Here is a 22943-nt window from a genome sequence, read left to right on the forward strand (position 1 = left end):
GGACTTCAGACAAGGCCGGCGTCGTGCATCGCAATCGCCACCTGGACGCGGTTACTCGCGTCGAGTTTGGTGAAGATGTGCGAGATGTGCGCCTTGACCGTGGCGACCGACATGTAGAGGGCCTCGGCGATCTCCGCGTTCGACGATCCGCGCGCCAGATTCACCGCGACTTCCCGCTCACGGTCGGTGAGCGCCGCGACCGCATCCGCGACGGGGCGGTCGCGGGTCGGCTCGTGTCCGTCGACGACCTGCTTGATCAGGGCCGCGGTGACCGACGGGCTCAGCGCCGGCCGGCCTTCGCGGACCGCGCCGATGGCCGCGACGATCTCCTCGGGCGGCGTGTCCTTGAGGAGGAATCCGTCCGCGCCGACCGCCAGTGCCCGCACCACGTGGTCGTCGGCGTCGAAGGTCGTCAGAACGATCACCGCGGGCGGCGGCGACGCGGCCTTCAGCGCCTTGGTCGCCTCGATCCCGTCCATCACCGGCATCCGCAGATCCATCAGCACCAGATCGACGGGGTCCTGCGCGTGCAGTTCCACGGCGCGGCGGCCGTCGGCCGCTTCGGCCACCACCTCCAGACTCCGGTCGCCGCCGACCAGCAGGCGCAGCCCGGACCGGACCAGCGGGTCGTCGTCGACGATCATCACCCGGGACGTCATGACTGCCACGGTAGCCACACTCTCAACACGAAACGGTCGTCACCGGTGACGCGCGTCGACTGCCGTCCCCCGCGCAATTCCACCCGCTCGGCCAGACCGACCAGCCCGAAGCCCGACGGCGGCGCCGACGGCCCCCGGGCACCGATCGGCAGCGGATTGCTCACCACCAGGTCGACGCCGTGATCGGGGCCGCCGCCGACCGCCACGGTGACCGCCGTCGCGGGGGCGTGCTTCCGCGCATTCGTCAACCCCTCCTGAACGCACCGGTACAGGGTCCGCCCGGTGGCTTCGGGGATCTCGGCCAGATCCGTCTCGCACTCCAGGGTCACCCGCATGCCGGTCTCGCGGTTCTCCGCCACCAGGTCGACGATGTCGGCGGCCCCGGCCTGCGGCGGCTCGGGCCGCGCGTCGCCGGGGCCCTCGCGCAGGACGCCCAGCACCTCGCGCAGTTCGGTCAACGCACGCGCCGACGTCGCCTGGATCGTCTCGGCGGCCTCCCGGACCTGATCGGCGGGCAGATCGTCGCGGAAGGTGAGCGCACCCGCATACATGTGGATCGTCGAGATCCGGTGCGCCAGCACGTCGTGCATCTCCCGCGCGATCCGCGACCGCTCGGCCACCTGGGCCTCCCGGATCTTCGCCGACTGCTCGGCCTCGGCCAACTGGGCCCGCGACCGCCAGCTGCCGATCAGTTCGCGCCGCGAACCGATGTACATCCCCCAGGCGATGACGAGCGCGACGAGCACCACGGCGACGGCGATCTCGAGCAGTGTCATCCGGGGCTGGCCGGGGACCTCGTACAGGCGCTGGGCCACCCCCGTCCCGACCGCGGCGAAGACCCCGACCGGCAGGATCTCCCGCCACCGCCGGCGTGTCGACAGCGAGACGAGCGCCAACGTCGCCGGCCCCGACGCCGCCGCCGAGACCATGCCGAGGACATAGGTCGCGACGGTGACGACGACCGGGTGACTGCGCCGCCAGTGCACGACGACCAGCGCGACCACGCCGAGAACGATGTCGGTGACCAGCCACCACGGCCGGTCGCTCCACAGCGGACCGACGCGCGGCCAGACCCCGATGACCGACAGCGCGAGAACCACGATCAGGCGCCACGCATGGCCGCGCCACGTCAACGGCGGCTGGTAGTCGTCGGGGTCCACGCAGATCACCGTAGACGTCTGCCCACCCGATCCGCCTCGACCGGGGGACGAGAGCCGACCCCCTACTTTCGGCTGATACGAGTTCATCCCCGCGGCGGATGTGCCCGAGCCGATGGACCGGCAGGATCGAGGCCATGATCACTGTCGAACATCTGACGAAGCGATACGGGGAGTTCGTCGCCGTCGACGACGTCTCCTTCGCCTGCAAACCCGGTCGGGTCACCGGCTTCCTCGGACCGAACGGTGCGGGCAAGTCGACCACCATGCGGATCATCGCGGGGCTCACTCCGGCGACGTCCGGATCGGCGACCATCGCCGGAACCCACTACCGCGACATCCCGAATCCCGCGACCCAGGTGGGCGTCCTGCTCGATGCGTCCGCTCAGCACGCCGGCCGCAGCGGCGGTGAGGTCCTCAAGCTCTCGGCGATGACGATGGGCCTCGACCCGGCTCGCGTCGACGAGGTCCTGCACCTGGTGAGCCTGTCGGACGAGGAGGCCAACCGCCGGGTGCGCAACTACTCGCTCGGCATGCGCCAGCGTCTCGGCATCGCCAATGCGCTGCTCGGCGACCCGAAGATCCTCATCCTCGACGAACCGGCCAACGGTCTCGACCCAGCGGGCATCCACTGGATGCGCACCCTGCTGCGCAACTACGCCGACCGCGGCGGCACCGTCCTGCTCTCGTCGCATCTCCTGCATGAGATCGAGATCATCGCCGACGACATCATCGTCATCGGACACGGGCGGATCGTGGCCGGCGGCCCCAAGGAGGAGTTGCTCGCGGGCACCGGCACGCGGGTGAAGGCGGTCGACGACGCTCGGCTCGGCGATGCGCTCACGGCGGCCGGAATCGCGATCCACCCGGTCGAGGGCGGCGGCTTCGCCGCCGAGGCCGAACCCGAGCAGGTCGGCCGCGTGGCCCTCGACGCCAGCGTCCACCTCGTCGAACTGCGCCCCGGCGACAACCAGGGGCTCGAGCAGATGTTCCTGCAGCTGACCGAACAGACGCAGCGCGAGCAGCCTGCGCAGATGGGAGCGCTCTGATGTCTACCGCCTACGTCACCGTCGACACGACGGCCGCGCCGATCCCACTGTCCCGGCTCACCCGGGTGGAGCTGCGCAAGCTCGTCGACACGCGCGCCGGCTTCTGGCTCATCGCCTCGATGGGGCTGATCGCCGTCTTGATCGGCGTCATCATGCTGATCGCGAATCGGAACAACCCCGAAGACCTGACGTTCGACAACTTCTTCATGCTGATGAACCAGCCGACGGCCTTCCTGCTGCCGGTGATGGCGATCCTCCTGGTGACCAGCGAGTGGAGTCAGCGGACGGCGCTCGCGACCTTCACGATGGAGCCGCGCCGTGAACGGATCATCGCCGCCAAGCTGATCGCCTCGGTGATCGCCGCACTCGGAGCGGTGCTGGCGGCAGCGGTCGTCGGCGCCGTCGCGACCGTGATCGCTCAGCTCACCACGTCCACGTCGGATGCCTGGTCGGTCTCGGGACTCTCGATCCTGTACGCCGTGGTCCTCCAACTGGCCGGCCTGCTCCTCGGGTTCGCCTTCGCGGCGGCGTTCCTCAACACCCCGATCGCGATCGTGATCTACTTCGTCCTGCCGTCGATCTTCACGCTCGCGGGCAACATCATCCCGTGGTTCCGCGAGAACCTCATCGACTGGATCTCCACCGACATGACGATGATCCCGTTCCAGGACGGCGGCACCGCCGACGGCGGCGACTGGCTCCGCTTCCTGGTGGCGTACGGCCTGTGGATCGGCGTCCCCCTCACGTTCGGCATCGTCCGAATCATGCGTTCAGAGGTGAAGTGACGCCGCGGCGAGCGACGTCACCGCCTGCGAAGAGCTGAACGCAGCACCCGACCGGCGCGCCCGAGAGTTCTCCCCGGGCGCGCCGGTCGTGCGTTCACGGCCGGGCCGCTCGGCCCCTCGGTACGCTCGGCCCATGGGTTTCACCGGTTTTCCCGAGGCCGCGCTCGACTTCTACGATGACCTGGAGATCGATAACAGCAAGGTCTTCTGGGAGGCCAACCGCGAGGTGTACCGCACCGCCGTCGCCGGACCGATGGCCGCGTTGACCGACGAGCTCGCCGAGGAGTTCGGGGCGGCCAAGATCTTCCGGCCCCACCGCGACGTCCGATTCTCCAAGGACAAGACGCCGTACAAGACCCATCAGGGGGCATTCGTCCCCGTGGCGCCCGCGACCGGCTACTACGTCGAGATCGCGGCGCCGGGCGTCACGGTCGCGGCGGGTTTCTATCAGGCCGACGCCGAACGTCTCGCCTTCCTGCGGCGCGCCATCGACGAGGACCTGCACGGCGCCGAGCTGGCACACATCGTCGACTCGCTGCGCCGCCGCGGATGGGAGATCGGCGGCGACCGGCTCAAGACCGCCCCGCGGGGGTGGAGCGTCGAGCATCCCCGCATCGAACTCCTGCGCCACCGGTCGTTGACCGCGACCCGCACCTATGGTTTCGACGAGGTGATCCACACTCCCGCGCTCGTCGAGCAGGTGCGAACGCACTGGCGGGAGACGCGGCCGCTGCTCGACTGGCTCGTCCGCCACGGCGCCTGACCCGGCGTCAAGAGGTCTCGGAGTCAGAGACCGCCCAGCACGGGCCGCCAGCGCCGCGGCATCGGTGCCGTCACGGCGAGATCGGGTTCCCCGGGGCGCGGGATCACCAGGGCGGCGGCGTGCAGGTGCAGGCCGGTGCCGCCGGCGGCGGCGACCCGCGCGTTGAACGCCGGATCGCCGTAGCGGTCGTCCCCGGCGATCGGGTGTCCCGCGTGCCGGAGGTGCACGCGGATCTGGTGTTTGCGACCGGTCGCCAACGACACGTCGAGCACTGAGGCACGGGACCCGAGGCGACGCCGCACCGAGACGCGCGTCCGGGCGCGTCGTCCCGCCGGGTCGACCACCACGCGGCCGTCGTCGCGACGACGCAGCGGGGCGTCGAGGACCGTGAGGCCGGCCGGCCAGCGCCCCGACACGACCGCCATGTACCGGCGCTCGATCTCGTCTTCCCGGTCGCGCAGCAGTTCGTGAAGATATCGCAGCATCGACGGCGTCTTCGCCAGCGCGAGGACACCCGAGGTATCGCGATCGAGACGGTGGCCCAGCTCCAGTTCGGGCAGGTCGGGGCGCAGGTCCCGGAGCGCCTCGATCACGCCGGCCCGGGCGCCGGTCCCCCTGTGCACCGGAATGCCCGCGGGTTTGTCGACCACGAGCAGATCGTCGTCCTCGTGCAGGACGACGTCGCGCAGCTGCCGCCGAAGACTCGACGGGATGCCGGGCGTCGACACGCGGTCGCCGTCGACCCGCAGTTCGGGGACGTCGATGACGTCGCCCTCCCGGAGTCGGTAGTCCTGCGCGGTGCGGGCTCCGTTGACGCGCAGCCGTCCCTGGCGGATGAGTCGGAACAGGAGCCCGGCGGGTACCCCCTTGTGTCGCGACCGCAGGAACTTGTCGAGGCGTCGACCGGCGTGTTCACCGTCCACGGTGATCGTGCCCGCCGGTCGGACGGTCCCGCCGCCGTCACCCCGGGGCCCCGCATCGGCGCGGCCGCCCGCCTTCGACATCCGATCACTCCACGCGGTCGTCACGCCCGGCCTCACCTCCGCCGCCGGGCACAGCGCCCCCACCGTACCCAGCGGGCGTCGGGCGACCGCCCATGCCCCGGTGGGCGATCAGGAGCCGAGCAGATCGGCGATGGTCCGCACCGCGGTCACGAGGTCGCCGACCATCGCGTCCAGGCGATCGGCGCGGCTCGACGGGGCGACGACCGACACGCTGGCCACCGGTCGGCCGGCACGGTCGAGGACCGGTGCCGCGATGCCGGCGACGTCGTGCATCAGCTCGTCGTGGGTCGTCGCGTACCCGCGGTCGCGGATGGCCGCGAGCGTCGATCGGATCGTGTCGGGATCGAGTCCGTCGGGATCGAGTCCGTCGGTTTCGAGGCCGTCGGCGAGTGCGGCGGTGACGATCCGAGGGTCGGCGTGGGCGAGGATGACCAGTCCCGCCGCGCCGCGATGCAGCGGGATCCGGTGACCGACGGGGAATTCGACGCGGACGACGTGGGTGCGGGTCTCGACCTGGTCGACCGCGATCGCCTGCGGTCGCCGGCCGCCGAACTCGGGGACGAACACCAGGACGGTCTCACCGGTCCTCTCGGAGAGGTCTTCGATCACGTGGTGGGAGATCGCGCGGATGTCCGGGCCGACCGACTCGGCGATCCGCAGGACGGTCGATCCGATGGAGTACACCGCCGCACCGTCGACGCGGTGGACGAAGCCGCGGCCGTGCAGTGTCGCCAGGAGCCGATGGACGGTGGTCCGATTCATGTCGAGTTCGCGGGCGAGCTCGGCCGGGGTCCGATTGGGAGACTCGGCCAGGTGGACGAGCAGCCGCAGGGCTTGGTCGACCGTCGATGAGATGTTCACCGTCCGACCGCCTCCCTCGTCCCGGTTCGCCGCGCATCGCCGTTCGTGGACACGCGCGATCGGGCGCCAGTGTATCGGTGCCCCGACGCTGTGCCGTATCGGTGCCGCGATGCTGTGCCGCACGCCCGACGTTGGCCACACCGACGCCACCGTTGACGATCCGTGTGATCCCCGATACATTTAAAGTTCATTATTAGAACCGTAATAGGTCATTTCTGCGGGACGGCGGTCGCCGCACGGTAAGCGCACCCACAGCGCCACGGCAATACAGCGGCCACGGCAACGCAGCGGTACGGCAACACAGCGGTACGGCAACACAGCAGTACGGCAACACAGCGGTACGGCAACAGGGGCCGCAACGACGACGAAGGACGGACTGTGACCGAACTCCTCGGGATCCCCATGCAGGCCAGCGACCGGATCGACGTCTACTCCGGCGTCTCCCGGATGGCGGGCAAGATCTGGGGGTCGCTGCACACCTCGCAGACCGGACCGTCCTCGACGGTCGCCCTGGTGGTGCATCCCACCTCGAATTTCATGGGGCACTACCTCCTCGAGCCCCTCACGCGGCGCGGCATCGACGCCGTCGGTCTCGCGACGCGCTACATCGGCAACGACAGCTCCCTGACCATGGAGAACTGCGTCCTCGACATCGGCGCCGCGATCCGCTTCCTCCGCGAACGCGGATACGAGAAGGTCGTCCTCATCGGCAATTCGGGCGGCGGCGGCCTCGCCGGCCTCTACCAGTCGCAGGCCGAGTCCCCGACGATCACCTCCACGCCCGCCGGCGATCCGCCCGACCTGACCCGGGCCGACCTCCCTCCCGCCGACGCCCTGGCACAGCTCATGGCCCACCCCGGCCGCGCACAGGTGCTCACCGACTGGCTCGACCCGGCGGTCGTCGACGAACACGACCCGTGGGCGCGCGACCCCGACCTCGACATCGTCAACGGGGTGATCCGACCGCCGTTCTCCGCGGAGTTCCTCGAGCGCTACCGGGCGGCGCAGGTGGCGCGGAACCGGCGGATCACAGCGTGGGTCCGCGACGAGCTCGATCGCCTCGCCCGCGCGGGCGGCGAACTCCAAGACCTCCCGTTCGTCGTCCACGGCACCATCGCCGACCCGCGGTTCATCGACACCTCGATCGACCCGTCCGACCGCGAACCCGGGACCATGTGGGGGCCGACGGCGGTCGCGAACATGATGCCCGCATCGCTGGCCCACTACAGCAGTCTCCGCTCGTGGCTCTCGCAGTGGAGCCTCGACGAGTCGAACTGCGACGGTCGAACGCACATGGCGCGGATCAGCGTTCCCACGCTCATCATGTACGGCACCGCCGACCAGGTGTGCTTCCCGAGCTACGCCACCGAGATGTTCGACGCGGTCGCGCACGACGACAAGCGGCTGGTGCCGGTGGCCGAGGGGCTGCACTACCTGTCCGGCCAGCCGGAGAAGGTCGCGTTCGTCGCCGACACCGTCGCCGACTGGCTCCGCGCCCACGAGCTCGCGAACTGACCCCGACCGCCCCCAATACCGATCACACCGATACCGATCACACCGATACCGATCACACCGCTCCCGGATTCACCGATGGAAGGATTCTGACGATGTACTACCGCGCCGTTGGCGAGATCCCCCGGAAACGCCACATCGCGTTCCGCGCCTCCGACGGCTCGCCGTGCTTCGAGGAGTTCATCGGCGAGGAGGGATTCTCCTCGACCGGATCGCTGCTCTATCACCGCGGCGTCCCGGCGAACCTCGTCGACTCGCGACCGTGGTCTCTCGGTGATCTGTCCACCGAACCGAACGAGCCCCTGGGGCCCCGCCACTTCCGTCTGCCGGATCTGTTCGACGACGACCGCACCGGGCGCGACGTCGTGCGCCACCGCCGGTTGATCCTGGCGAACGACGACGTCCGCATCAGCTATGTCGTCGCCGACGCCACCAGCCCGCTCTACAGCAACGGCGTCGGGGACGAGGTGATCTACATCGAGAGCGGCAGCGCCGTCGTGGAGAGCATCTTCGGGAGCATCGAGGTCTCGGCCGGCGACAACGTGGTCATCCCCCGCGTCACCATCCACCGGTGGGTCCTGTCCGACGACCCGGCCGCCGAACCCCTCAAGGCGTACTGCGTGGAGGGGTCCGGGCACATCCGCTTTCCGAAGCGGTATCTCAGCGAGTTCGGACAGTTCCTCGAGAGCGCACCGCTGTGCGAGCGGGACCTGCGCGTGGCCTCCGGGCCCACCGAGGTGACGGGGCCCGCCGCGGATGCCGACACCGACGTCTACGTGCGGCATCGGAGCGGTTCGGGGATCCGCGGCTCGATCGTCACCTACGATCACCACCCGTTCGACGTCGTCGGCTGGGACGGCTGCCTGTACCCGTACGCGTTCAACTACCGGGACTTCGCCCCGGTGGTCGGACAGGTCGTCCAGCCGCCGCCGACATATCAGATTCTGGAGGGACGGAACTTCGTGATCTGCAATTTCGTCCCGCGGCCGCTCGAATTCCACCCGGAGGCGATCAAGGTCCCCTACTACCACTCGAACGTCGACTCCGACGAGGTGATGTTCTATCACGCGGGCGAGACCGCGGCCCGCAAGGGATCCGGGATCGGGAACGCCTCGGTGTCGCTGCATCCCGCCGCGTACACGCACGGCCCCGGGCGTCAGGCGTATCTCGACTCGCCGTCGATGACGGAGAGCAACGAGATGGCGTTCATGGTCGACACGTTCAACCCGCTCGACGTCGGCGAGGGCGGGCTGGCGTGCGACGATCCGTCGTACCCCTGGCACTGGTCGGGCCGTGGTCCTCACCGGTGAGGTCCCACGGCCCGGTGCCGACGGTCACGTCAGGGCGACGAGCTCGTGCAGGGTGCTTCCCTCCACCGTCTCGACCGACCCGTCGTCCTGGGTGACGGCGAGGGTGAAGTCCGACTGGAAACGGAAGTAGCCGGGCTTGCCGATCACGCGGTCGACGATCGGCCGCAGCAGTCGACTGCCCACGATCGGGACCTCTTCGATGAGCGAATGCGACTGCAGGACCTGCTGCACCCGCATCTCCAGCCGGAATCGACCGGGCGCCTCCAGGGTGAAGGTCTGCGGATAGTCCTGTCGGGCGACGTCGTCGTACACCGACGAGCCGAGCGTGAACTCCACCTCGCCGGTCGACAGGAGGATCTCGTCGCCCTTGGCGAGCATGACCGGCATGATCTGCACGCTGTTGTACTTCTCATTGCACGCGACCACGGCGTACAGCAGCGAGTAGTCGTCGGTGTAGAGGCGGCCCCAGTGCCACCGCTCGATGACGCGCGGCATGTTGCCGACACCCCAGTTGTGGTCGGCGTATCCGCGTCCGGTGACGTCCCACTGCTCGTCGCCGATGACCACCCGGCCGGTGACTTCGGCACGCGGCGCCCCGACGCACCAGCCGAAGACTCCGCCGTCACCGAAGTGGTTCTCCCCGCGTCCCGGCATCCACGGCAGGATCTCGTTGCGGAAGGTGAGGTCGAGGCGGACGTCCTCCTCGTCGAAGACGACGTGGTAGGTCGGCATGCGGTTCTCGTCGAACTCGACGCGGGCCGAGTTCGGCCCGATCCGGACGTCGACCTCCTCGGTGGAGAAGAAGGCGGCGCGCTCCGGGTAGCGCTGTGCGATCTGCCGTCTGCTCCCGTCGGGCTGGTAGACGATGATCTCGACCCACGGGCGTGCCATCGGCGGATCCTCCGGGCGACGCTTCACCAGGAAGCCGACGACGGTGTAGCCGTTGTCGAGTTGTGCGTCGAAGTACCAGTGCTCGAAGGCGGTGCGCTCGGGGCGGGCGTGCAGGGCGTTGTCCGCCGGTGACACCGTGGTGATGACGCCGTCGCTGCGGCCGGGTCCGTTCCACGCCTCCACCGAGTCGTATGTCTTCATTGCTCTGTCTCGTTTCCCTCTGTGTGTGCGGTCGTGTGCATGCTCGTATGCGGTCGTCTGCGGTCGCGGGCGTTGGCATGCGGGCGCGCCCGGCCGCGCAGTCCTCAGATGACGCCGGCCGCGGCGAGTTCCGCGACCCTGGCCTCGTCGAGGCCGAGCAGTCCGGTGTAGACCTCGCGGTTGTGCCGTCCGACGGTGGCCGGCCCCGCGGAGCGGATCGACCCCGGCGTCTCGGAGAGCTTCGGGACCACGCCGGGCCCGAGCACCTCGCGTCCGAGCCGCTCGTCGGCGTGCGGCACCAGCATCTCCCGTGCGCGGAACTGATCGTCGGCGACCACGTCGGCGACCGTGTTGACCGGGCCGGCGACCACGCCCGCCTCGGCCATCACCTCGATGACCGCCGCCGCGTCGCGGTCGGCGACCCAGGCCCCGATGATCTCGTCGAGGAGGTCCTCGTGCTCGCCCCGTGCCACGTGGTCCCGGGTGCGTTCGTCGTCGATCAGGTCCTCGCGGCCGATCACCGTGCACAACCGCCGGAACACGGTGTCCTGGTTGGCGGCGATGATCACCCACCGCTCGTCGCGCGTGCGATAGAGGTTCGACGGCGCGATCCCCGACAGTCTGGTCCCCGACGGCTCGCGGACGACGCCGCCGAGGTCGTAGTCGGGGATGGTCGACTCGAGCATCGCCAGACAGGCCTCGGTGAGCGCGACGTCGACGACCTGGCCGCGTCCGGTGAGGTGGCGACTGTGCACGGCCGCGAGAATCCCCTGGACGGCGAACATGCCCGCCAGTGAGTCGCCGATCGACAGCGACAGTCGCGGTGCCGGGCCGCCGGGGAAGCCGTTGATGTACCGCAGACCGCTCACCCCCTCGGCGACCGAGGCGTAGCCGGGTTTGTAGGCCGCCGGACCGGTCTGCCCGTATCCGGACACCCGGGCCAGGATGATGCCGGGGTTCCGATGCGCCAGGGTCTCGTAGTCCAGGCCCCACTTCTCGAGGGTGCCGGGACGGAAGTTCTCGACGACGATGTCGCTGCGGTCGACGAGGTCCAGGAAGATCTCGCGCCCCTCGTCGGTGCGGAGGTCGAGGCTGATCGCCCGCTTGTTCCGCGCCTGGACCGTCCAGAAGGCCCGTTCGCCGTCGACCTCGGCCTGGCCCCAGGTCCGCAGCGGGTCGGCCTTCCCCGGCGCCTCGATCTTGATGACGTCGGCGCCGAGGTCGCCCAGGAGGCGGCCCGCGAAGGGGCCGGCGATCAGCGTGCCGAGCTCCAGGACCCGCAGGTCGGCGAGTGCTCCCCGATTGGCCTCGGTCTCGTCGGCCCGGTCCGTGTCAGAACGCAAGGTGGACGGTCTTCTCTTCGGTGTTGGCGTGGATGCCCGACTCACCGAGCTCACGCCCGTAGCCGCTGGCTTCGCGGCCGCCCCACGGCAGGCCCGGCTCGGGGACGCCCCAGCCGTTGACCCAGACCATCCCGACGCGCAGCTGCGGGATCACGGCGTGCGCCGTGGCGAGATCGGTGGTGTGGATCATCGCGTTGAGGCCGTACTTGGTGTCGTTGGCAATCCGCACCGCCTCCTGGGTGTCGGTGAAGGGGATGACGGTGGCGACGGGGCCGAAGATCTCCTCGCGCGCGATCGTCAGGTCGTTGTGACCGCGGAAGACGGTCGGTTCGACGAAGTAGCCGGGGCCGTCCAGCACCCGGCCGCCGGCGACGAGGTCGGCGTTCTCGCTGGTGCCGAGCTCGATGTAGCGCTGGATCGAGTCGAGCTGCTTGCGGTTGACGATCGTGCCCATCGTGCTCGACGGATCCCGCGGGTCGCCGATGACCGCGGCCTTCGCGGCGGCCACCAACCCGTCGATCACCTCGTCGACCCGGGACTCGTGGACCAGCACGCGGGTGCCCGCCGCACAGACCTGTCCCTGGTGGTAGAAGTTGCCCATCGCGATCCACGGCATCGACTGCTCGAGGTCGGCGTCGGCGAAGATCAACTGCGGAGACTTGCCTCCGAGTTCGAGCGTCATCTTGCGGAACTTGTCTCCCGCGCGCGGCTGGATCGTCCGCCCGACCCGGGGGCTGCCGGTGAAGCTGATCTTGTCGATCCCCTCGTGTCCCGCGAGCGCGGCTCCGGCCTCTTCGCCGAGACCGGTCACGACGTTGACCACTCCGTCGGGTACTCCGGCCTCGACGAGCAGCTCGGCCAGGCGGAGGGTCGACAGCGATGCGTCCTCGGCGGGTTTGATGACGGCCGCATTACCGGCCGCCAGTGCCGGCGCCAGCTTCCATCCGGCGATCACCGCGGGGTTGTTCCACGGTGTGATGGCCCCGACGACGCCGAGCGGTTGCCGCAGGGTGTATCCGAATCGCTGCTGCGGCCCATAACTGGGCAGCACCGACGTCTGACCGACGATCTTGTCGGCCCACCCGGCGAAGTGCCGGAAGGTCGCCGCAGTCGCGGGGATGTCGCCGTTGACGCTGTCGACGTACAGCTTGCCCATCTCGACGGACTCCAGCGCCCCGAGATTCTCCGCATCGGCCTCGATCAGGTCGGCGGCGCGGTTGAGGATCCGCCCGCGCTCCGCCCCCGGCAGTCCCGACCAGACGCCGGACTCGAACGCCTCCCGCGCCGCGGCGACGGCATCGTCGACGTCCGCGGCCGAGCCGGCGGGCAGTTCGGCGACGAGGCTCTCGTCGGCGGGGTTCGTCGACGTGTAGGTGGCACCGCCGGCGGCTGCTCGTCGGGTGGTCCCGATCCGCAGGCTGACGTCGGGAATGGTGGGTTCGAAACGAGTCTCGGTGGTCTCGGTCATCGGGGGCTCCTTAGCGAGGATGTCGGCCGAGGTCTGCAGCCGGTCGAGGGGTGGGGTGGTGGTTGAGGGGTGGTGGTTGAGGGGTGGGGGCGGGTGCCGGGTCAGCGACGCAGGGCGCCGGACGCGTCGAATTCGGCCTCGCGGTCGGCCATCTGCGCGCGGTACCAGTTCTCGCGGTGCCAGCACATGACGCGCTCGTGGAGGCGGCCGATCGGCGGGATGCGGCGGAGGATCTCGACGGCGGTGATCGCCGGGAACCGCGCGATCACCCACACCAGTCCGGGCCACGCGTTCGGCATGTCGTGCTTGGCGTAGGTCTGCGGGAACATGAACAGCCGCGCGTATGTCGCGTAGATCGCCGAGTTGTAGTGTTCGCGCAGCCGCTGCAGACCGGAGTGGTCGCCGCGCGGCGCGAAGGCGAGGGGGAAGGACTCGACGAGCTCCACGCCACCGGGGCCGGCGTCGTAACTGCGCGCGGTCCCGACGATGGCCAGCAGCCGCAGACTGTCGGCGATCGTCTCGGGGTACCAGGTGTTGCGGACTCCGACGATGTGTCCCATGTAGCGCTGGAATGCGATGAGGTCGTAGATCTCCTTGCGGGTGGTCTGCACGCCGAGCATCCACAGGGCGAGCGCCGGGACCACGCTGCCGCCGAGGAGCGTGAGCATCATGTAGGCCTGACTGATCGGCAGGCCCCACTTCTCCGAATGCCATTCGGGGTGGTCTGCGACGCGACGGCGCACCGACACGTGCATGACCCGGACGAGCATGGCGGTCGCCCGGCCGCGGCTGCCCGGCGTCAGCAGACCGCCGGGTTCGGAGACGTCGATCCAGAACCGGGAGGTCTCCAGGAAGCGGCGCAGCGCGTTGTCGCCCGCGTAGCCGCCGGCGAGGGACAGCGGTGTGGCGACGGCCGCCTCGGTGTACATCTCGAGGGTCTCGCCGCCGGCGACGCTGAACAGGAATGTGCCCCACCGTCGCCAGACTCGGGCGCCGGCTTCGACGACCTCCGGGTCGACCCAGTCCGGGATCTGCTCGAACTCGTTGAACAGTTCGACCATCGACGGGGGCGGGTTCTCGATGCTGTCGAGCCCGTCGTTGAGGGCCTTCTTGAGCATCGCTCGGCCCTCCTCCATCCCGATCTCGCCGTAGAGCACCTCGTCGACGAAGCGTTCGGCGACGGGGTCGCCGGCGTACATGTCGCCGGCGAAGGCCTCGATCTGCTCGGTGGTCGGGAAGATGTCGGCGCCGGTCACCCTCTTGGCGATCTTCCGGATGCGGCGGATGACGGGCCGCGACATGGTCTGTCGGTAGGGGAACGCCGTCGGCGCGGGCCTGGCGGCTGCCTGATCGGCCTCGTGCCGATCGGCGACGATGGGCTCGTCGTGAATGGTCATGTCGGTACCTCCGTATTCCGCCGCACCGCGGCGGCCCGTTGTTCGCCCTGCGCCCCTGCGTGCCGGGGTGAGGTTCAGATCACACGAATGACGGTACCATACCGTATGGTACGGTTATGGAAATCGAGCCGACCTGCCACGATGAGGCGCAATGACGCACACCGACGAGATCTCCGACGACACCGCCGCTGACAGCACCGCCGCTGACGACACCGCCGACGACAGCACCGCCGACGACAGCACCTCCGCCGGTGCCGCGACCGCTGACGACGCGACGCCCCGACGGTCGAGGCGTCGCGTGCTGACCGCGATCGTGGTCGCCGTCGTCGTGATCGGCCTCGCAGCGGCGACCGGCTTCACCGCCGACCGCTATCTCACCGAACGCAGTCGCGAACACCGCGACGCCCAGTACGTCGACGCCGCACGGCAGGGCGTGCTCAACGTCATCTCGGTGAGCGCCGACCGCGCCGACCGGGACGTGGACCGCATCCTGGAGACCGCGACCGGCGACTTCCGGGCCGACTTCGCCGCCCGCTCGGCGGACTTCATCGACGTCGTCAAGAAGATGAAGGTGACGAGCAAGGGCACCGTCAACGCCGTCGGCATCGAGTCGTCCGACGAACATGAGGCGACCCTGCTGGTCTCGGCCACGTCGCTCGTCACGAACGGCTCCGGTGCCGATGAGGAGCCGCGCGTCTGGCGACTGCGGGTGCACCTGCGCAACGACGACGACCGAATCCTGATCGAGAAGGTGGACTTCGCGGTATGACCGACCCATCCGAGCCGACCGACGCATCCGAGCCGACCGGCCGCGACGAGCCGGAACACGACTCCCCCGCAGCAGACGACACCGCAGCCGACGCCACCCCGGCCGACGATACTGCGACCGACGATACTGCGACCGACGACACTGCAGCCGACGACACCGGGACCGATGACGCCGAGACAGCGGACACCGAGACAGCGGACACCGAGACAAGGGACGCCGAGACAAGGGACGCCGAGACAGCGGACACCGGGAACCGATCGCCGCACCGACGGTGGGCCGGACGGGCTCTCGCAGCCGGCGGCGTCCTGACGATCGCGGCATCGGCCGGTCTCAGCGGGTTCTTCTGGTTCGAGCACCGGGAGAGCCGACAGATCGCCGACGAGCGTCCCGCGGTCCTCACCGCGACCAAGGAGGGCACCGCCGCGATACTGAGTTATCGCGCCGACACCGCCCCGCGCGACGTCGCCGCGGCGCAGAAGCGGCTCACCGGCGCCTTCGCCGACGAATACCGCACCCTCGCCCGCACCGAGGTCCTCCCGGCCGCGAAAGACCGCGGGCTCAGCTCCACGGTCAACATCTCCGGGGTGTCGGTGGTGGAGGCGGAGAAGGAGTCGGCGCAGGCGATGGTCTTCGTCACCCAGCAGGTCTCCTCCGAGCGCGACGACGACCCGACGACCACGGCGACCGCCATCCGCGTCGGCCTGGTGAAGCACGACGACCGCTGGCTCATCGAATCGTTCCAGCCGCTGTAAGCCCGGCTCTGCCCGACGCCAGATCCGCTCAGCGGCCGGTCAGCATCGACCGGAGGGTCGGCGGGTCACCGCGATCCTCCCCCATGAGTCCGGCCACGGCGTAGGTCACTCCGTCCGACCCGAGATACGTTCCGCGGGTCGCGTCGTAGTCCGCGACCTTCACGCGACTGCGCCCGGTCCCCCTCGCCGCCGCGTCACCTCTCTTCGGTTTCGGGCCGTCCCCGCTCCGCACGGCACCGCGCGGGGCGCTGCCGCCGGCCTTCTGTCGGCACAGCTGCACCGTGGCCGCCCGGTAGCCCGGGTATTCGATGCACGGCAGATTCCGGGCACCCCGGACCGACCTCGGGTCACCGGGCTCCACCTTGCAGTACAGGTCGTCCGGCGTCTCGACCCGGCTCAGATCCGTCGGAGAACGTCGCTCCGCGGCCGGTATGAAGCCCTCGATGCACGGCGGCGGATCGTTGAGACCCAACGCGAAGTAGGTGTTCTGCCCCGGATCGTCGGCGTTGACGATGCCCGCGCCCTGCGACGCCGCGATCAGCGGCGGGAACAGCACCAGGATCTGCTCGAGGCCGGGGTTGTAGACCGCCGCCACCTGCTCGACGGTCACGAGATTCGACAAGAGCATCGGCAGCAGCGGCTCGAAGTCGTTGAACGCCCGCGTCGCCTCCCGCGCCGCCGGACCGGCCTGATCGAGCACGCCTCGCACCCCGGCGTCGGCGTCGGCGACGGTGCCGGTCACGCGCGCCAGCGACGACGCCCACGCGCGGATCGCGTCACCGGAGACCTCCTGGGTCGTCAGCAGCGGACCGAGCTCGTCGAGCAGCGTCGCCGCCGGATCGTCGGCGTCGCGCGCCGAGGCGAGGATTCCCGTGACCGAGTCCACCAGCGAGCGCAACGCCGGCCCCTGCCCCTTCACCGCGACGAAGCTCTCGTCGATGACGGTCGTCAGCTCATCGCGCGGCACCGAGTCGAGCAGCTCGTTCACCGACCGGAGGACCTCGCCCGTGTCCGCCGAGATCCTGACCCGGTCCGCGGGGATCCGCGAGCCCTCACGCAGCGCGACCGCACGCGTGCCCCGCGGCACCAGGTCGATGTACATCTCCCCGACCGCCGACATGCCGAGGATCTGCGCGTCGGCGTCCGCCGGGACGTCGACCCCCGACCGCAGCGACAGCTCCGCGCGCGCCCCGTCCCGGGTGCTCACGACATCGACGACACGGCCGACGGTGACACCGCGGAAGGTGACGTTGGCATTGGGATACAGTCCGCCGGCATCATCCATCTCGACCGTGACCGCATACCGTCCGATCCCGGCCTGCTGCGGCGCCTGCACATACTGCACGGCGACGACCGCGAGCGCGACGACGGCGACGACTCCGAAGACGATCAGGCGCACCACGGTGGGACGTCGAAGATTCACCGCTGCCCCCTCCTTCCGGGATTCAACAGGTCCCGCAGATCCGGCGCGCCGCCGCGACGGCTCGCCGTCGCGGGAGCCGCCTTGCCCAGGACGCCCTCCAGCCCGGAGAGCATCCCCTGCAGCGGTGTACCGATCAGCAACGCCTTGTCGAGCGTCTCCAAACGCAGATCCAGCGTCACCTGGCCGTTCGCGTAGTCACCGCGAACCACGTTGTGCACCACGTCGATCGGGAACGGGTAGGTCAACAGGTACCGCGTCGACTCGGTGAGAGAGCGCCCCGAGTCGGCCAGACCGGTGAGGATCGGCGGCAGCGCCTTGAGGTTGGTCCGCATCTCCTCCCCCGACGATTCGACGATCGCGTGCGCCGTCTCCGAGAACTCGCCCACCCGCGTCAGCACCTGCGAGAGCTCGTCGCGGCGGTCGGCGACGACGGTCAACGCCGGCGAGACCGCGTCGATCGCCCGGCCGATCTTGTCGCGGCTCGCCGCGAGACGAGCCGCGAGGTCGTCGAGCGAGTCGATCGCCGACGTGATCGAGTCGATCTGGTCGTCCAGACCGCCGAGCAGGGTGTCGAGACCGCGCAGCACCCGCCGGGCCGTGTCACCGCGACCGCCGAGCGCCGCGTTCAGCTCGGTCATGACGGTGCGGACCTGGTCGATTCCGCCGCCGCCGAGAACCAGCGCCACCGACGCGAGCGTCTGCTCCGTCGTCGGATACGCACCGGCGTCGTCGAGCGGGATCTCGTCGCCGTCCCGCAGCCGACCCGCCGCCGCATGCTCGGGTGCGGACAGTTCGACGTGTGCCGACCCGAGCAGCGTGGTCTGACCGATCGTCGCCGTCACATTCGCCGGCAGGACGACGTCGGCGTCCAGGCTCACCGACACGACCGCGTGGCCGTCGCGGACCCGGAGGTCGCTGACCCGCCCCACCGTCACATCGGCGACGAGCACCTCGGAGTTCCGGTCGAGGGTCGTCGCATCCGGCATCTCGATGTCGACCGTCCACGATCCGTCGCCGCGACCGTGCGTCCCCGGAAGCGGCAGCGAGTTCACACCGCGCCAGTCGCAGCCGGTCGCCGACAGCACGGTGAGGACGACCAGCGCCGAACCGAGACCGCGCCGCACCCCGCGCATCGGGAACCGCGGGCGCCTCATGACCCCGCCCTCGGAACCAGCATCTCCCCGACGGACCTCGGCGTGCGCTTCGCGGACCGCCCGGACGGCGGCGTCACCCCGGAGTAGACCAGCTGATCGGGTGTCGCGCCCACCCCGCGGGTCGGGTTGCTCGACAACGGCGGGTAGTCCATCGTCAACAGCCGCAACAGCGGACCGAGGTGTTCGACGCACAGGCGCGCGCCCCGTTCCGCCGTCGTCGCCTCGGCCGCCGCGATCGACGAGCAGATGAACTGCACCGGATTGGCGAAGTTGCTCATCGCCAACGCCGAGACGACCGAGTTCTGCGCCGGCTGGTAGATGTTGTTCAGGTTCGCCAGCGCCGTCGGCGCCGTGTGCAACACCTGGGCGATGTCGTCACGCCGCTCCGCGAGCGTCTCGGTGACGTCGCCGAGACGCTTGAGCGCATCGGTCATCCCGCCGCGGTTCTCGGCGATGAACCGCTCCACCCGCCCCAACGACGAGTCGAGACTGTCGATCGCCCCGGAGATGTCGTCGCGATTCGCGTCGAGAATGCTCGTCACCGACATCATCCGCCTGTTGAAGGACACGATCTGCGCGTCGCTGTCGGCGAGCGCACTGACGAACACCTGCAGGTTCCGCACCGTGCTGAACAGATCGTCGCGACCGTCGGAGACGGTCTTCATCGCCGAGGACAGCGACGACAGCGTGTCCCGCAGACTCGCACCGCGGCCGTCGACGTTGGTGGCCGCCGAGGTCACCGCATCGCCGAGGGGTCCTCGGATCTCCTCGGCGTCGGGGGCGAGCTGTTCGGAGACCTCGAGGAGCTGCCGCTCGATCTCGGTCCACTCGACCGGCACCGCGGTCCGTTCGATCGGGATCGTCGCCCCATCCGACAGGGCGGGGCCGCCGGTGTACGCGGGGGTGAGCTGGACGAACCGGCCGGACACCAGGCTCTGGTTGAGGACGACGGCCCGCGCGCCCTCGGGGATCGACTGCGACCGGTCCACCCGCAGGTCGACGACCACGTCGTCGGCACGCGGGGTGATCGACTCCACCGTCCCGACCGGGATGCCCAGGACGCGGACGTCGTCGCCGGGATACAGTCCCGCCGCCGACGGGAAGACCACCGTCAGCGCGGTGGTGGTGACCCGCGGTACCACCAGGTACGAGATGAGCGCGGCCCCGATCACCAGGATCCCGAGAATCGCCCACCGCCACCGGGTGCCCCCCGTTCGTGCGCCTGCCGTGCGTGTCCGCGCAGTCATCGCGCCCCCTTCTTCGCCGGGTACGGGATGCCCGCATCGCCCAGGGCGGTCCGGAGCGCCGGCTCGATCATCTGCGCGGGCAGCAGGTTCGTGATGTACGAGGAGAAGAACGGGCCCGAGGCGACGGCCTCGCCGAGTTCGGTGATGTACGGGGCCAGCGACTCGATGGCCTGCCCGATGTTCTGCCTGTTCCGGGCCAGCACCGACAGCGCCTCCTCGGTGTCGGCGAGGGCGGGCCCCAGCGTCTCCTCGTTGTCGACGACCACCCTCTCCAGCGACCGCGACAGCGTCGTCACGTTCGCGAACAGCGTCTCGACCGTGCGCCGCCGCGTCACCAGTTCGCCGAGGATGACGTCGACGTCGGCGATAAGCCGGCCGATCGCCTCGCTGCGGTCGGCGAGAACGCCGCTGACCGCGTCTGCCTTGCGGAGCAACGACTCGAGTTGCTCGTCGCGGGCGGCGATCGTTCGGGACAGCCTGCCCACGCCCTCCACCGCCGGCGCCAGCTCCGACGGCGTCTGCTCGAGCACGTCGTTCACGGCGCGCAGCGAATCGGCCAGGCGGCCCGTGTCGATGTCCTGCGCGGCCCGCGTCAGATCGTCGAGCGCCGACGTCAGGTCGTACGGCACCTCGGTGCGCTCCCGCGGAATCACCGAACCCGGCTCCAAGGTCCCGGGACCGTCCGAGGTCAACTGCACCACCCGCGTCCCCAACACGGTCGCCGTCGACACGGCCATCGTCGTCCGGGACCCCAGGCGGGCCGCACCGTCCACGTGGAACGTGACGTCGACGTGATCGCCGTCGAGCTCCATCGCCGACACGCGTCCGATGACCACGCCGTGCGTCATCACGTCGTCGCCGACACGCAGTCCGGCGGCGTCGGCGACCTCGGCGACGAAGCTCCGGTCGCCGCCGAGCAACGGCAGGGACCGGACACTCGTGGACGCCGCGGCGACCAGCACGACGATCGTCAGGCCGATCACGCCGGTGCGGAACGTGTCGCGCCGCTCGTAGCGCATCATTTCGGTTCACACCTCCCGGTGTCCTGCCCGAAGACCGGCAGGACCACGCTGTTCCCGTCGAGACCGTCGAGTTTGATCCGCAGCGTGCACAGGTAGTAGTTGAAGAAGTTGCCGTAGGCGCCGAGCCGCGTCAGCGCTTGGTAGGTGTCCGGCAGCCGCGACAGCACGCTGTCGATGGTCGACGAGCCGGCGTTGAGCTGGTCGGCGGTCCGCTTCAACCCGGTGATCGTCTGGGCGATCGGTTCACGCGTGTCGGTGAGCATGTCGCCGAGTGAGGCGCTGACCCGGTCGACGGCGGTCACGGCCCGCCCCCAGTCGTTCGCATCCTCGGCGAGCCGGCCCGCCAGCCGCGAGGCCGACTCCAGCGCCGAGTCCAGTTCGTCCTCCCGGTCGGCGACGGTGCCGAGCACGGCGTCGAGGTTCGTGATCAGGTCGCCGATCACCGCATCGCGGTCGGCGAGCGCTCCGGTGAGGGACGCCGTGCGGGCGAGCAGCGACTCCACGGTGGCGCCCTGCCCCTGCAGGACGTTGAGCAGTTCGGCGCTGAACTGGTTCACCTGGTCGGGGTCGATGGCCCGCAGCAGTGGTTTGAAGCTGCCCAGCAGCGAATCGAGATCGAGGGCGGGACTGGTGCGGTCGAGCGCGATCTCACCGCCCGGCCCCAGCGGCGTCGGCTCGCCCTCCCCGTCGCGGAGCTCCAGATAGCGGTCGCCGGTCAGGTTCAGGTAGCGCACCGTCGCGCGGGTCGCACGCGTCGGGGTGTAGGAGCCGTCGATCGTGAAGTCGACGGCGACGGTGTCGTCACCCGAGATCTCGATCCCGGTGACCTTCCCGACCTCGACCCCGGCGACGCGGACGAACTGGTCCTCCTCGAGACCCGACACATCCGCGAAGTGCGCCCGGTAGTCGTTGTCGTCGAACCGCACGTTGCCGAACACCATCAGCACCGCCGCGAGTATGAGCGTCATCACGGTCACGAAGACGCCCAGGGCGAACCAACGGGCGGTGGACATCATCGGCCGCTCCCTCCCAGCATGAACTCGAGAATCGACTGCGGGACCAGCGCGGGGCCGCCCGTCGACTCGGCGAACGGGTTGGCCCCGGTGTCGGCGACGACGTACGGCGTCGGCACCTGGCTCAGATCGACCCGTGGGAGCTCGCCGCACCGCGGTCCCCCGGTGGCGGCGACCTTCGGCAGGTGCTTCGGGTACGCGTACGGCTCGGTGCCCATCAGAATCGTGGAGTTGAGCAGCATGGTGGCGCCGTTGCCGCCGGACACCTTCTCGGCCTCCCCGCGAGCCACGTCGACGCCCTTGATGAAGCACGTGAGCATCGGGCTGTACTCCTCGAGGAGCGACGCCGTCGGCTCGAACAGGACGGCCGCCTTGACGATCTCGTCCGAATTCGGCGCCAGGACGGCGTCCCCGCGGTCGGCCAGCCCGAGGACACCGGCCAGCAGGTCGTCGATCTGCGGCGTCGCATCGGTGATCGTCTCGGCCGTGGTGGTCAGGTGCCCCAGCGTCGAGATCAGATCGTCGGCGGCGTCGGCGTAGATCCGCGCGGTCGCCGCCCCCGATTCGGCGATCGTCTCGATCTGCGGGAGCCGCGAGGTCAGGGTGTCGAGCACCGTGTCGAGGTCGTCGAGCGCCACTCCGAGCGCGGCCCCCCGACCGTTCAGGGCGTGGGCCAGGGCGCCGAGCACCTCGTTGAGCTTCTCCGGCTCCACCGCGTCGAAGAGTCCGGTCAGGGTCTCGAACACCGTGTTGACCTCCACCGACACCGAGTCCGCCGAGATCTGGGCGCCGTCGACGACGGCGTCGTCCGCGCGGACCGCGGGGTCGAGGACGTCGACGGTCTTGCCGCCGAAGACGGTCGACGACCGGATCCGGACCGCGGTGTTCGACGGGATGTGCGCGGCCGCGTCGGCGTCGATGGCCAGGGTGATCGTCGCGCCGCGGTCGGCGATCTCCACCGAGTCCACCTCCCCGATCCGCACCCCGTTGCGTTTGACCATCGCGCCCGGGTCGAGGGCCAGTCCGGCCCGCTGCGCCGCGACCCGAACGGTGACGGTGTCCTTGAAGTCGCCGCGGTAGGCGCCGACGACCGCCCAGGTCCCCACGGCCAGCACCACGACCGCGACGAGCGCCCACATCCGGTGAATCGTGTTCGAGCTCAT

Annotated in this window: 21 protein-coding genes; 7 read left to right on the plus strand and 14 right to left on the minus strand. The window is 69.9% G+C overall.

Annotation, left to right across the window (positions count from 1 at the left end; all coding sequences use genetic code 11):
* Window positions 1-5: 5 nt before the first annotated feature.
* Window positions 6-659 (minus strand): response regulator, encoded by a 654-nt coding sequence (locus G528_RS18405; RefSeq protein ID WP_026918363.1) that lies wholly within the window; start codon window positions 657-659, stop codon window positions 6-8.
* Window positions 656-1819: a sensor histidine kinase gene (locus G528_RS0107050; RefSeq protein ID WP_026918364.1), complete on the minus strand. Its 1164-nt coding sequence runs from the start codon at window positions 1817-1819 to the stop codon at window positions 656-658. Before G528_RS0107050 ends, G528_RS18405 begins: the two co-directional genes overlap by 4 nt.
* Before the next feature lie 134 nt (window positions 1820-1953).
* Between G528_RS0107050 and G528_RS0107055 the strand changes: the two genes are divergently transcribed.
* The 3 genes from G528_RS0107055 to G528_RS0107065 all read left to right on the plus strand — a co-directional run bounded on the left by G528_RS0107055 (window position 1954) and on the right by G528_RS0107065 (window position 4413).
* Window positions 1954-2865: an ABC transporter ATP-binding protein gene (locus tag G528_RS0107055; RefSeq protein ID WP_026918365.1), complete on the plus strand. Its 912-nt coding sequence runs from the start codon at window positions 1954-1956 to the stop codon at window positions 2863-2865.
* Window positions 2865-3650: an ABC transporter permease gene (locus G528_RS0107060; RefSeq protein ID WP_026918366.1), complete on the plus strand. Its 786-nt coding sequence runs from the start codon at window positions 2865-2867 to the stop codon at window positions 3648-3650. The genes G528_RS0107055 and G528_RS0107060 overlap by 1 nt, the downstream gene beginning before the upstream one ends.
* 133 nt (window positions 3651-3783) lie before the next feature.
* Window positions 3784-4413, plus strand: coding sequence for a DUF2461 domain-containing protein (locus G528_RS0107065; RefSeq protein ID WP_026918367.1), 630 nt, complete (start codon window positions 3784-3786; stop codon window positions 4411-4413).
* A 23-nt stretch (window positions 4414-4436) separates the two neighbouring features.
* Here G528_RS0107065 and G528_RS0107070 read toward each other — a convergent pair whose 3' ends face one another.
* Together G528_RS0107070 and G528_RS0107075 are read right to left on the minus strand one after the other, a co-directional pair.
* Window positions 4437-5441, minus strand: coding sequence for an RluA family pseudouridine synthase (locus tag G528_RS0107070; RefSeq protein ID WP_245569709.1), 1005 nt, complete (start codon window positions 5439-5441; stop codon window positions 4437-4439).
* Window positions 5442-5525: 84 nt separating this feature from the next.
* Entirely contained in the window at window positions 5526-6278 is a 753-nt protein-coding gene (locus tag G528_RS0107075; RefSeq protein ID WP_169515233.1) for an IclR family transcriptional regulator, read from the minus strand.
* A 378-nt stretch (window positions 6279-6656) separates the two neighbouring features.
* On the opposite strand from G528_RS0107075, the gene G528_RS0107080 reads away from it, so the two are divergent.
* Both G528_RS0107080 and G528_RS0107085 read left to right on the plus strand, forming a co-directional pair.
* Window positions 6657-7793 (plus strand): serine aminopeptidase domain-containing protein, encoded by a 1137-nt coding sequence (locus tag G528_RS0107080; RefSeq protein ID WP_026918370.1) that lies wholly within the window; start codon window positions 6657-6659, stop codon window positions 7791-7793.
* A 92-nt stretch (window positions 7794-7885) separates the two neighbouring features.
* Window positions 7886-9100: a homogentisate 1,2-dioxygenase gene (locus G528_RS0107085; RefSeq protein WP_026918371.1), complete on the plus strand. Its 1215-nt coding sequence runs from the start codon at window positions 7886-7888 to the stop codon at window positions 9098-9100.
* A gap of 24 nt (window positions 9101-9124) precedes the next feature.
* Here the strand turns inward: G528_RS0107085 and G528_RS0107090 are convergent, their stop codons facing one another.
* The 4 genes from G528_RS0107090 to G528_RS0107105 all read right to left on the minus strand — a co-directional run bounded on the left by G528_RS0107090 (window position 9125) and on the right by G528_RS0107105 (window position 14304).
* Entirely contained in the window at window positions 9125-10192 is a 1068-nt protein-coding gene (locus tag G528_RS0107090) for a lipocalin-like domain-containing protein (protein WP_026918372.1), read from the minus strand.
* Window positions 10193-10296: 104 nt separating this feature from the next.
* The gene (locus G528_RS0107095; protein WP_051198434.1) at window positions 10297-11535 is read right to left on the minus strand and encodes a CaiB/BaiF CoA transferase family protein; all 1239 of its coding nucleotides are present in this window, start codon (window positions 11533-11535) and stop codon (window positions 10297-10299) included.
* On the minus strand, window positions 11525-13003 hold the full coding sequence (locus G528_RS0107100; protein ID WP_026918374.1) for an aldehyde dehydrogenase family protein: 1479 nt from the start codon (window positions 13001-13003) through the stop codon (window positions 11525-11527). Before G528_RS0107100 ends, G528_RS0107095 begins: the two co-directional genes overlap by 11 nt.
* Window positions 13004-13104: 101 nt before the next feature.
* Window positions 13105-14304, minus strand: a complete 1200-nt coding sequence (locus G528_RS0107105; protein ID WP_084638102.1) for an oxygenase MpaB family protein — start codon at window positions 14302-14304, stop codon at window positions 13105-13107.
* A 247-nt stretch (window positions 14305-14551) separates the two neighbouring features.
* On the opposite strand from G528_RS0107105, the gene G528_RS0107110 reads away from it, so the two are divergent.
* Window positions 14552-15169 carry a hypothetical protein gene (locus G528_RS0107110; RefSeq protein WP_051198436.1) on the plus strand — a complete coding sequence of 206 codons (618 nt, stop codon included), beginning with the start codon at window positions 14552-14554 and terminating at the stop codon, window positions 15167-15169.
* Window positions 15166-15921, plus strand: coding sequence for a hypothetical protein (locus tag G528_RS18000; protein ID WP_051198438.1), 756 nt, complete (start codon window positions 15166-15168; stop codon window positions 15919-15921). The genes G528_RS0107110 and G528_RS18000 overlap by 4 nt, the downstream gene beginning before the upstream one ends.
* 28 nt (window positions 15922-15949) lie before the next feature.
* Here G528_RS18000 and G528_RS0107120 read toward each other — a convergent pair whose 3' ends face one another.
* Genes G528_RS0107120 through G528_RS0107145 form a run of 6 tightly spaced genes read right to left on the minus strand, consistent with a single transcriptional unit; the run spans window position 15950 to window position 22943 of the window.
* Entirely contained in the window at window positions 15950-17344 is a 1395-nt protein-coding gene (locus G528_RS0107120; RefSeq protein ID WP_026918377.1) for an MCE family protein, read from the minus strand.
* The gene (locus G528_RS0107125; RefSeq protein WP_245569710.1) at window positions 17341-18498 is read right to left on the minus strand and encodes an MCE family protein; all 1158 of its coding nucleotides are present in this window, start codon (window positions 18496-18498) and stop codon (window positions 17341-17343) included. Before G528_RS0107125 ends, G528_RS0107120 begins: the two co-directional genes overlap by 4 nt.
* The gene (locus G528_RS0107130) at window positions 18495-19745 is read right to left on the minus strand and encodes an MCE family protein (RefSeq protein WP_051198439.1); all 1251 of its coding nucleotides are present in this window, start codon (window positions 19743-19745) and stop codon (window positions 18495-18497) included. The genes G528_RS0107125 and G528_RS0107130 overlap by 4 nt, the downstream gene beginning before the upstream one ends.
* Window positions 19742-20767 carry an MCE family protein gene (locus G528_RS0107135; RefSeq protein ID WP_035719274.1) on the minus strand — a complete coding sequence of 342 codons (1026 nt, stop codon included), beginning with the start codon at window positions 20765-20767 and terminating at the stop codon, window positions 19742-19744. The genes G528_RS0107130 and G528_RS0107135 overlap by 4 nt, the downstream gene beginning before the upstream one ends.
* A complete protein-coding gene (locus tag G528_RS0107140) occupies window positions 20764-21783 on the minus strand; it encodes an MCE family protein (RefSeq protein WP_026918381.1) in 1020 nt (339 codons plus the stop codon). The genes G528_RS0107135 and G528_RS0107140 overlap by 4 nt, the downstream gene beginning before the upstream one ends.
* Window positions 21780-22943, minus strand: a complete 1164-nt coding sequence (locus G528_RS0107145; RefSeq protein WP_026918382.1) for an MCE family protein — start codon at window positions 22941-22943, stop codon at window positions 21780-21782. The genes G528_RS0107140 and G528_RS0107145 overlap by 4 nt, the downstream gene beginning before the upstream one ends.

It is taken from the genome of Gordonia shandongensis DSM 45094 (assembly GCF_000423025.1).
Lineage (GTDB): Bacteria > Actinomycetota > Actinomycetes > Mycobacteriales > Mycobacteriaceae > Gordonia > Gordonia shandongensis.

What these genes read in the sequence shown, in the direction of transcription:
- G528_RS18405 (WP_026918363.1), bottom strand. Translation starts at nt 659, where the DNA reads ATGACGTCCCGGGTGATGATCGTCGACGACGACCCGCTGGTCCGGTCC.
- G528_RS0107055 (WP_026918365.1), top strand. Translation starts at nt 1,954, where the DNA reads ATGATCACTGTCGAACATCTGACGAAGCGATACGGGGAGTTCGTCGCC.
- G528_RS0107060 (WP_026918366.1), top strand. Translation starts at nt 2,865, where the DNA reads ATGTCTACCGCCTACGTCACCGTCGACACGACGGCCGCGCCGATCCCA.
- G528_RS0107065 (WP_026918367.1), top strand. Translation starts at nt 3,784, where the DNA reads ATGGGTTTCACCGGTTTTCCCGAGGCCGCGCTCGACTTCTACGATGAC.
- G528_RS0107085 (WP_026918371.1), top strand. Translation starts at nt 7,886, where the DNA reads ATGTACTACCGCGCCGTTGGCGAGATCCCCCGGAAACGCCACATCGCG.
- G528_RS0107090 (WP_026918372.1), bottom strand. Translation starts at nt 10,192, where the DNA reads ATGAAGACATACGACTCGGTGGAGGCGTGGAACGGACCCGGCCGCAGC.
- G528_RS0107100 (WP_026918374.1), bottom strand. Translation starts at nt 13,003, where the DNA reads ATGACCGAGACCACCGAGACTCGTTTCGAACCCACCATTCCCGACGTC.
- G528_RS0107105 (WP_084638102.1), bottom strand. Translation starts at nt 14,304, where the DNA reads ATGTCGCGGCCCGTCATCCGCCGCATCCGGAAGATCGCCAAGAGGGTG.
- G528_RS0107110 (WP_051198436.1), top strand. Translation starts at nt 14,552, where the DNA reads ATGACGCACACCGACGAGATCTCCGACGACACCGCCGCTGACAGCACC.
- G528_RS18000 (WP_051198438.1), top strand. Translation starts at nt 15,166, where the DNA reads ATGACCGACCCATCCGAGCCGACCGACGCATCCGAGCCGACCGGCCGC.
- G528_RS0107125 (WP_245569710.1), bottom strand. Translation starts at nt 18,498, where the DNA reads ATGAGGCGCCCGCGGTTCCCGATGCGCGGGGTGCGGCGCGGTCTCGGT.
- G528_RS0107130 (WP_051198439.1), bottom strand. Translation starts at nt 19,745, where the DNA reads ATGACTGCGCGGACACGCACGGCAGGCGCACGAACGGGGGGCACCCGG.
- G528_RS0107135 (WP_035719274.1), bottom strand. Translation starts at nt 20,767, where the DNA reads ATGATGCGCTACGAGCGGCGCGACACGTTCCGCACCGGCGTGATCGGC.
- G528_RS0107140 (WP_026918381.1), bottom strand. Translation starts at nt 21,783, where the DNA reads ATGATGTCCACCGCCCGTTGGTTCGCCCTGGGCGTCTTCGTGACCGTG.
- G528_RS0107145 (WP_026918382.1), bottom strand. Translation starts at nt 22,943, where the DNA reads ATGAGCTCGAACACGATTCACCGGATGTGGGCGCTCGTCGCGGTCGTG.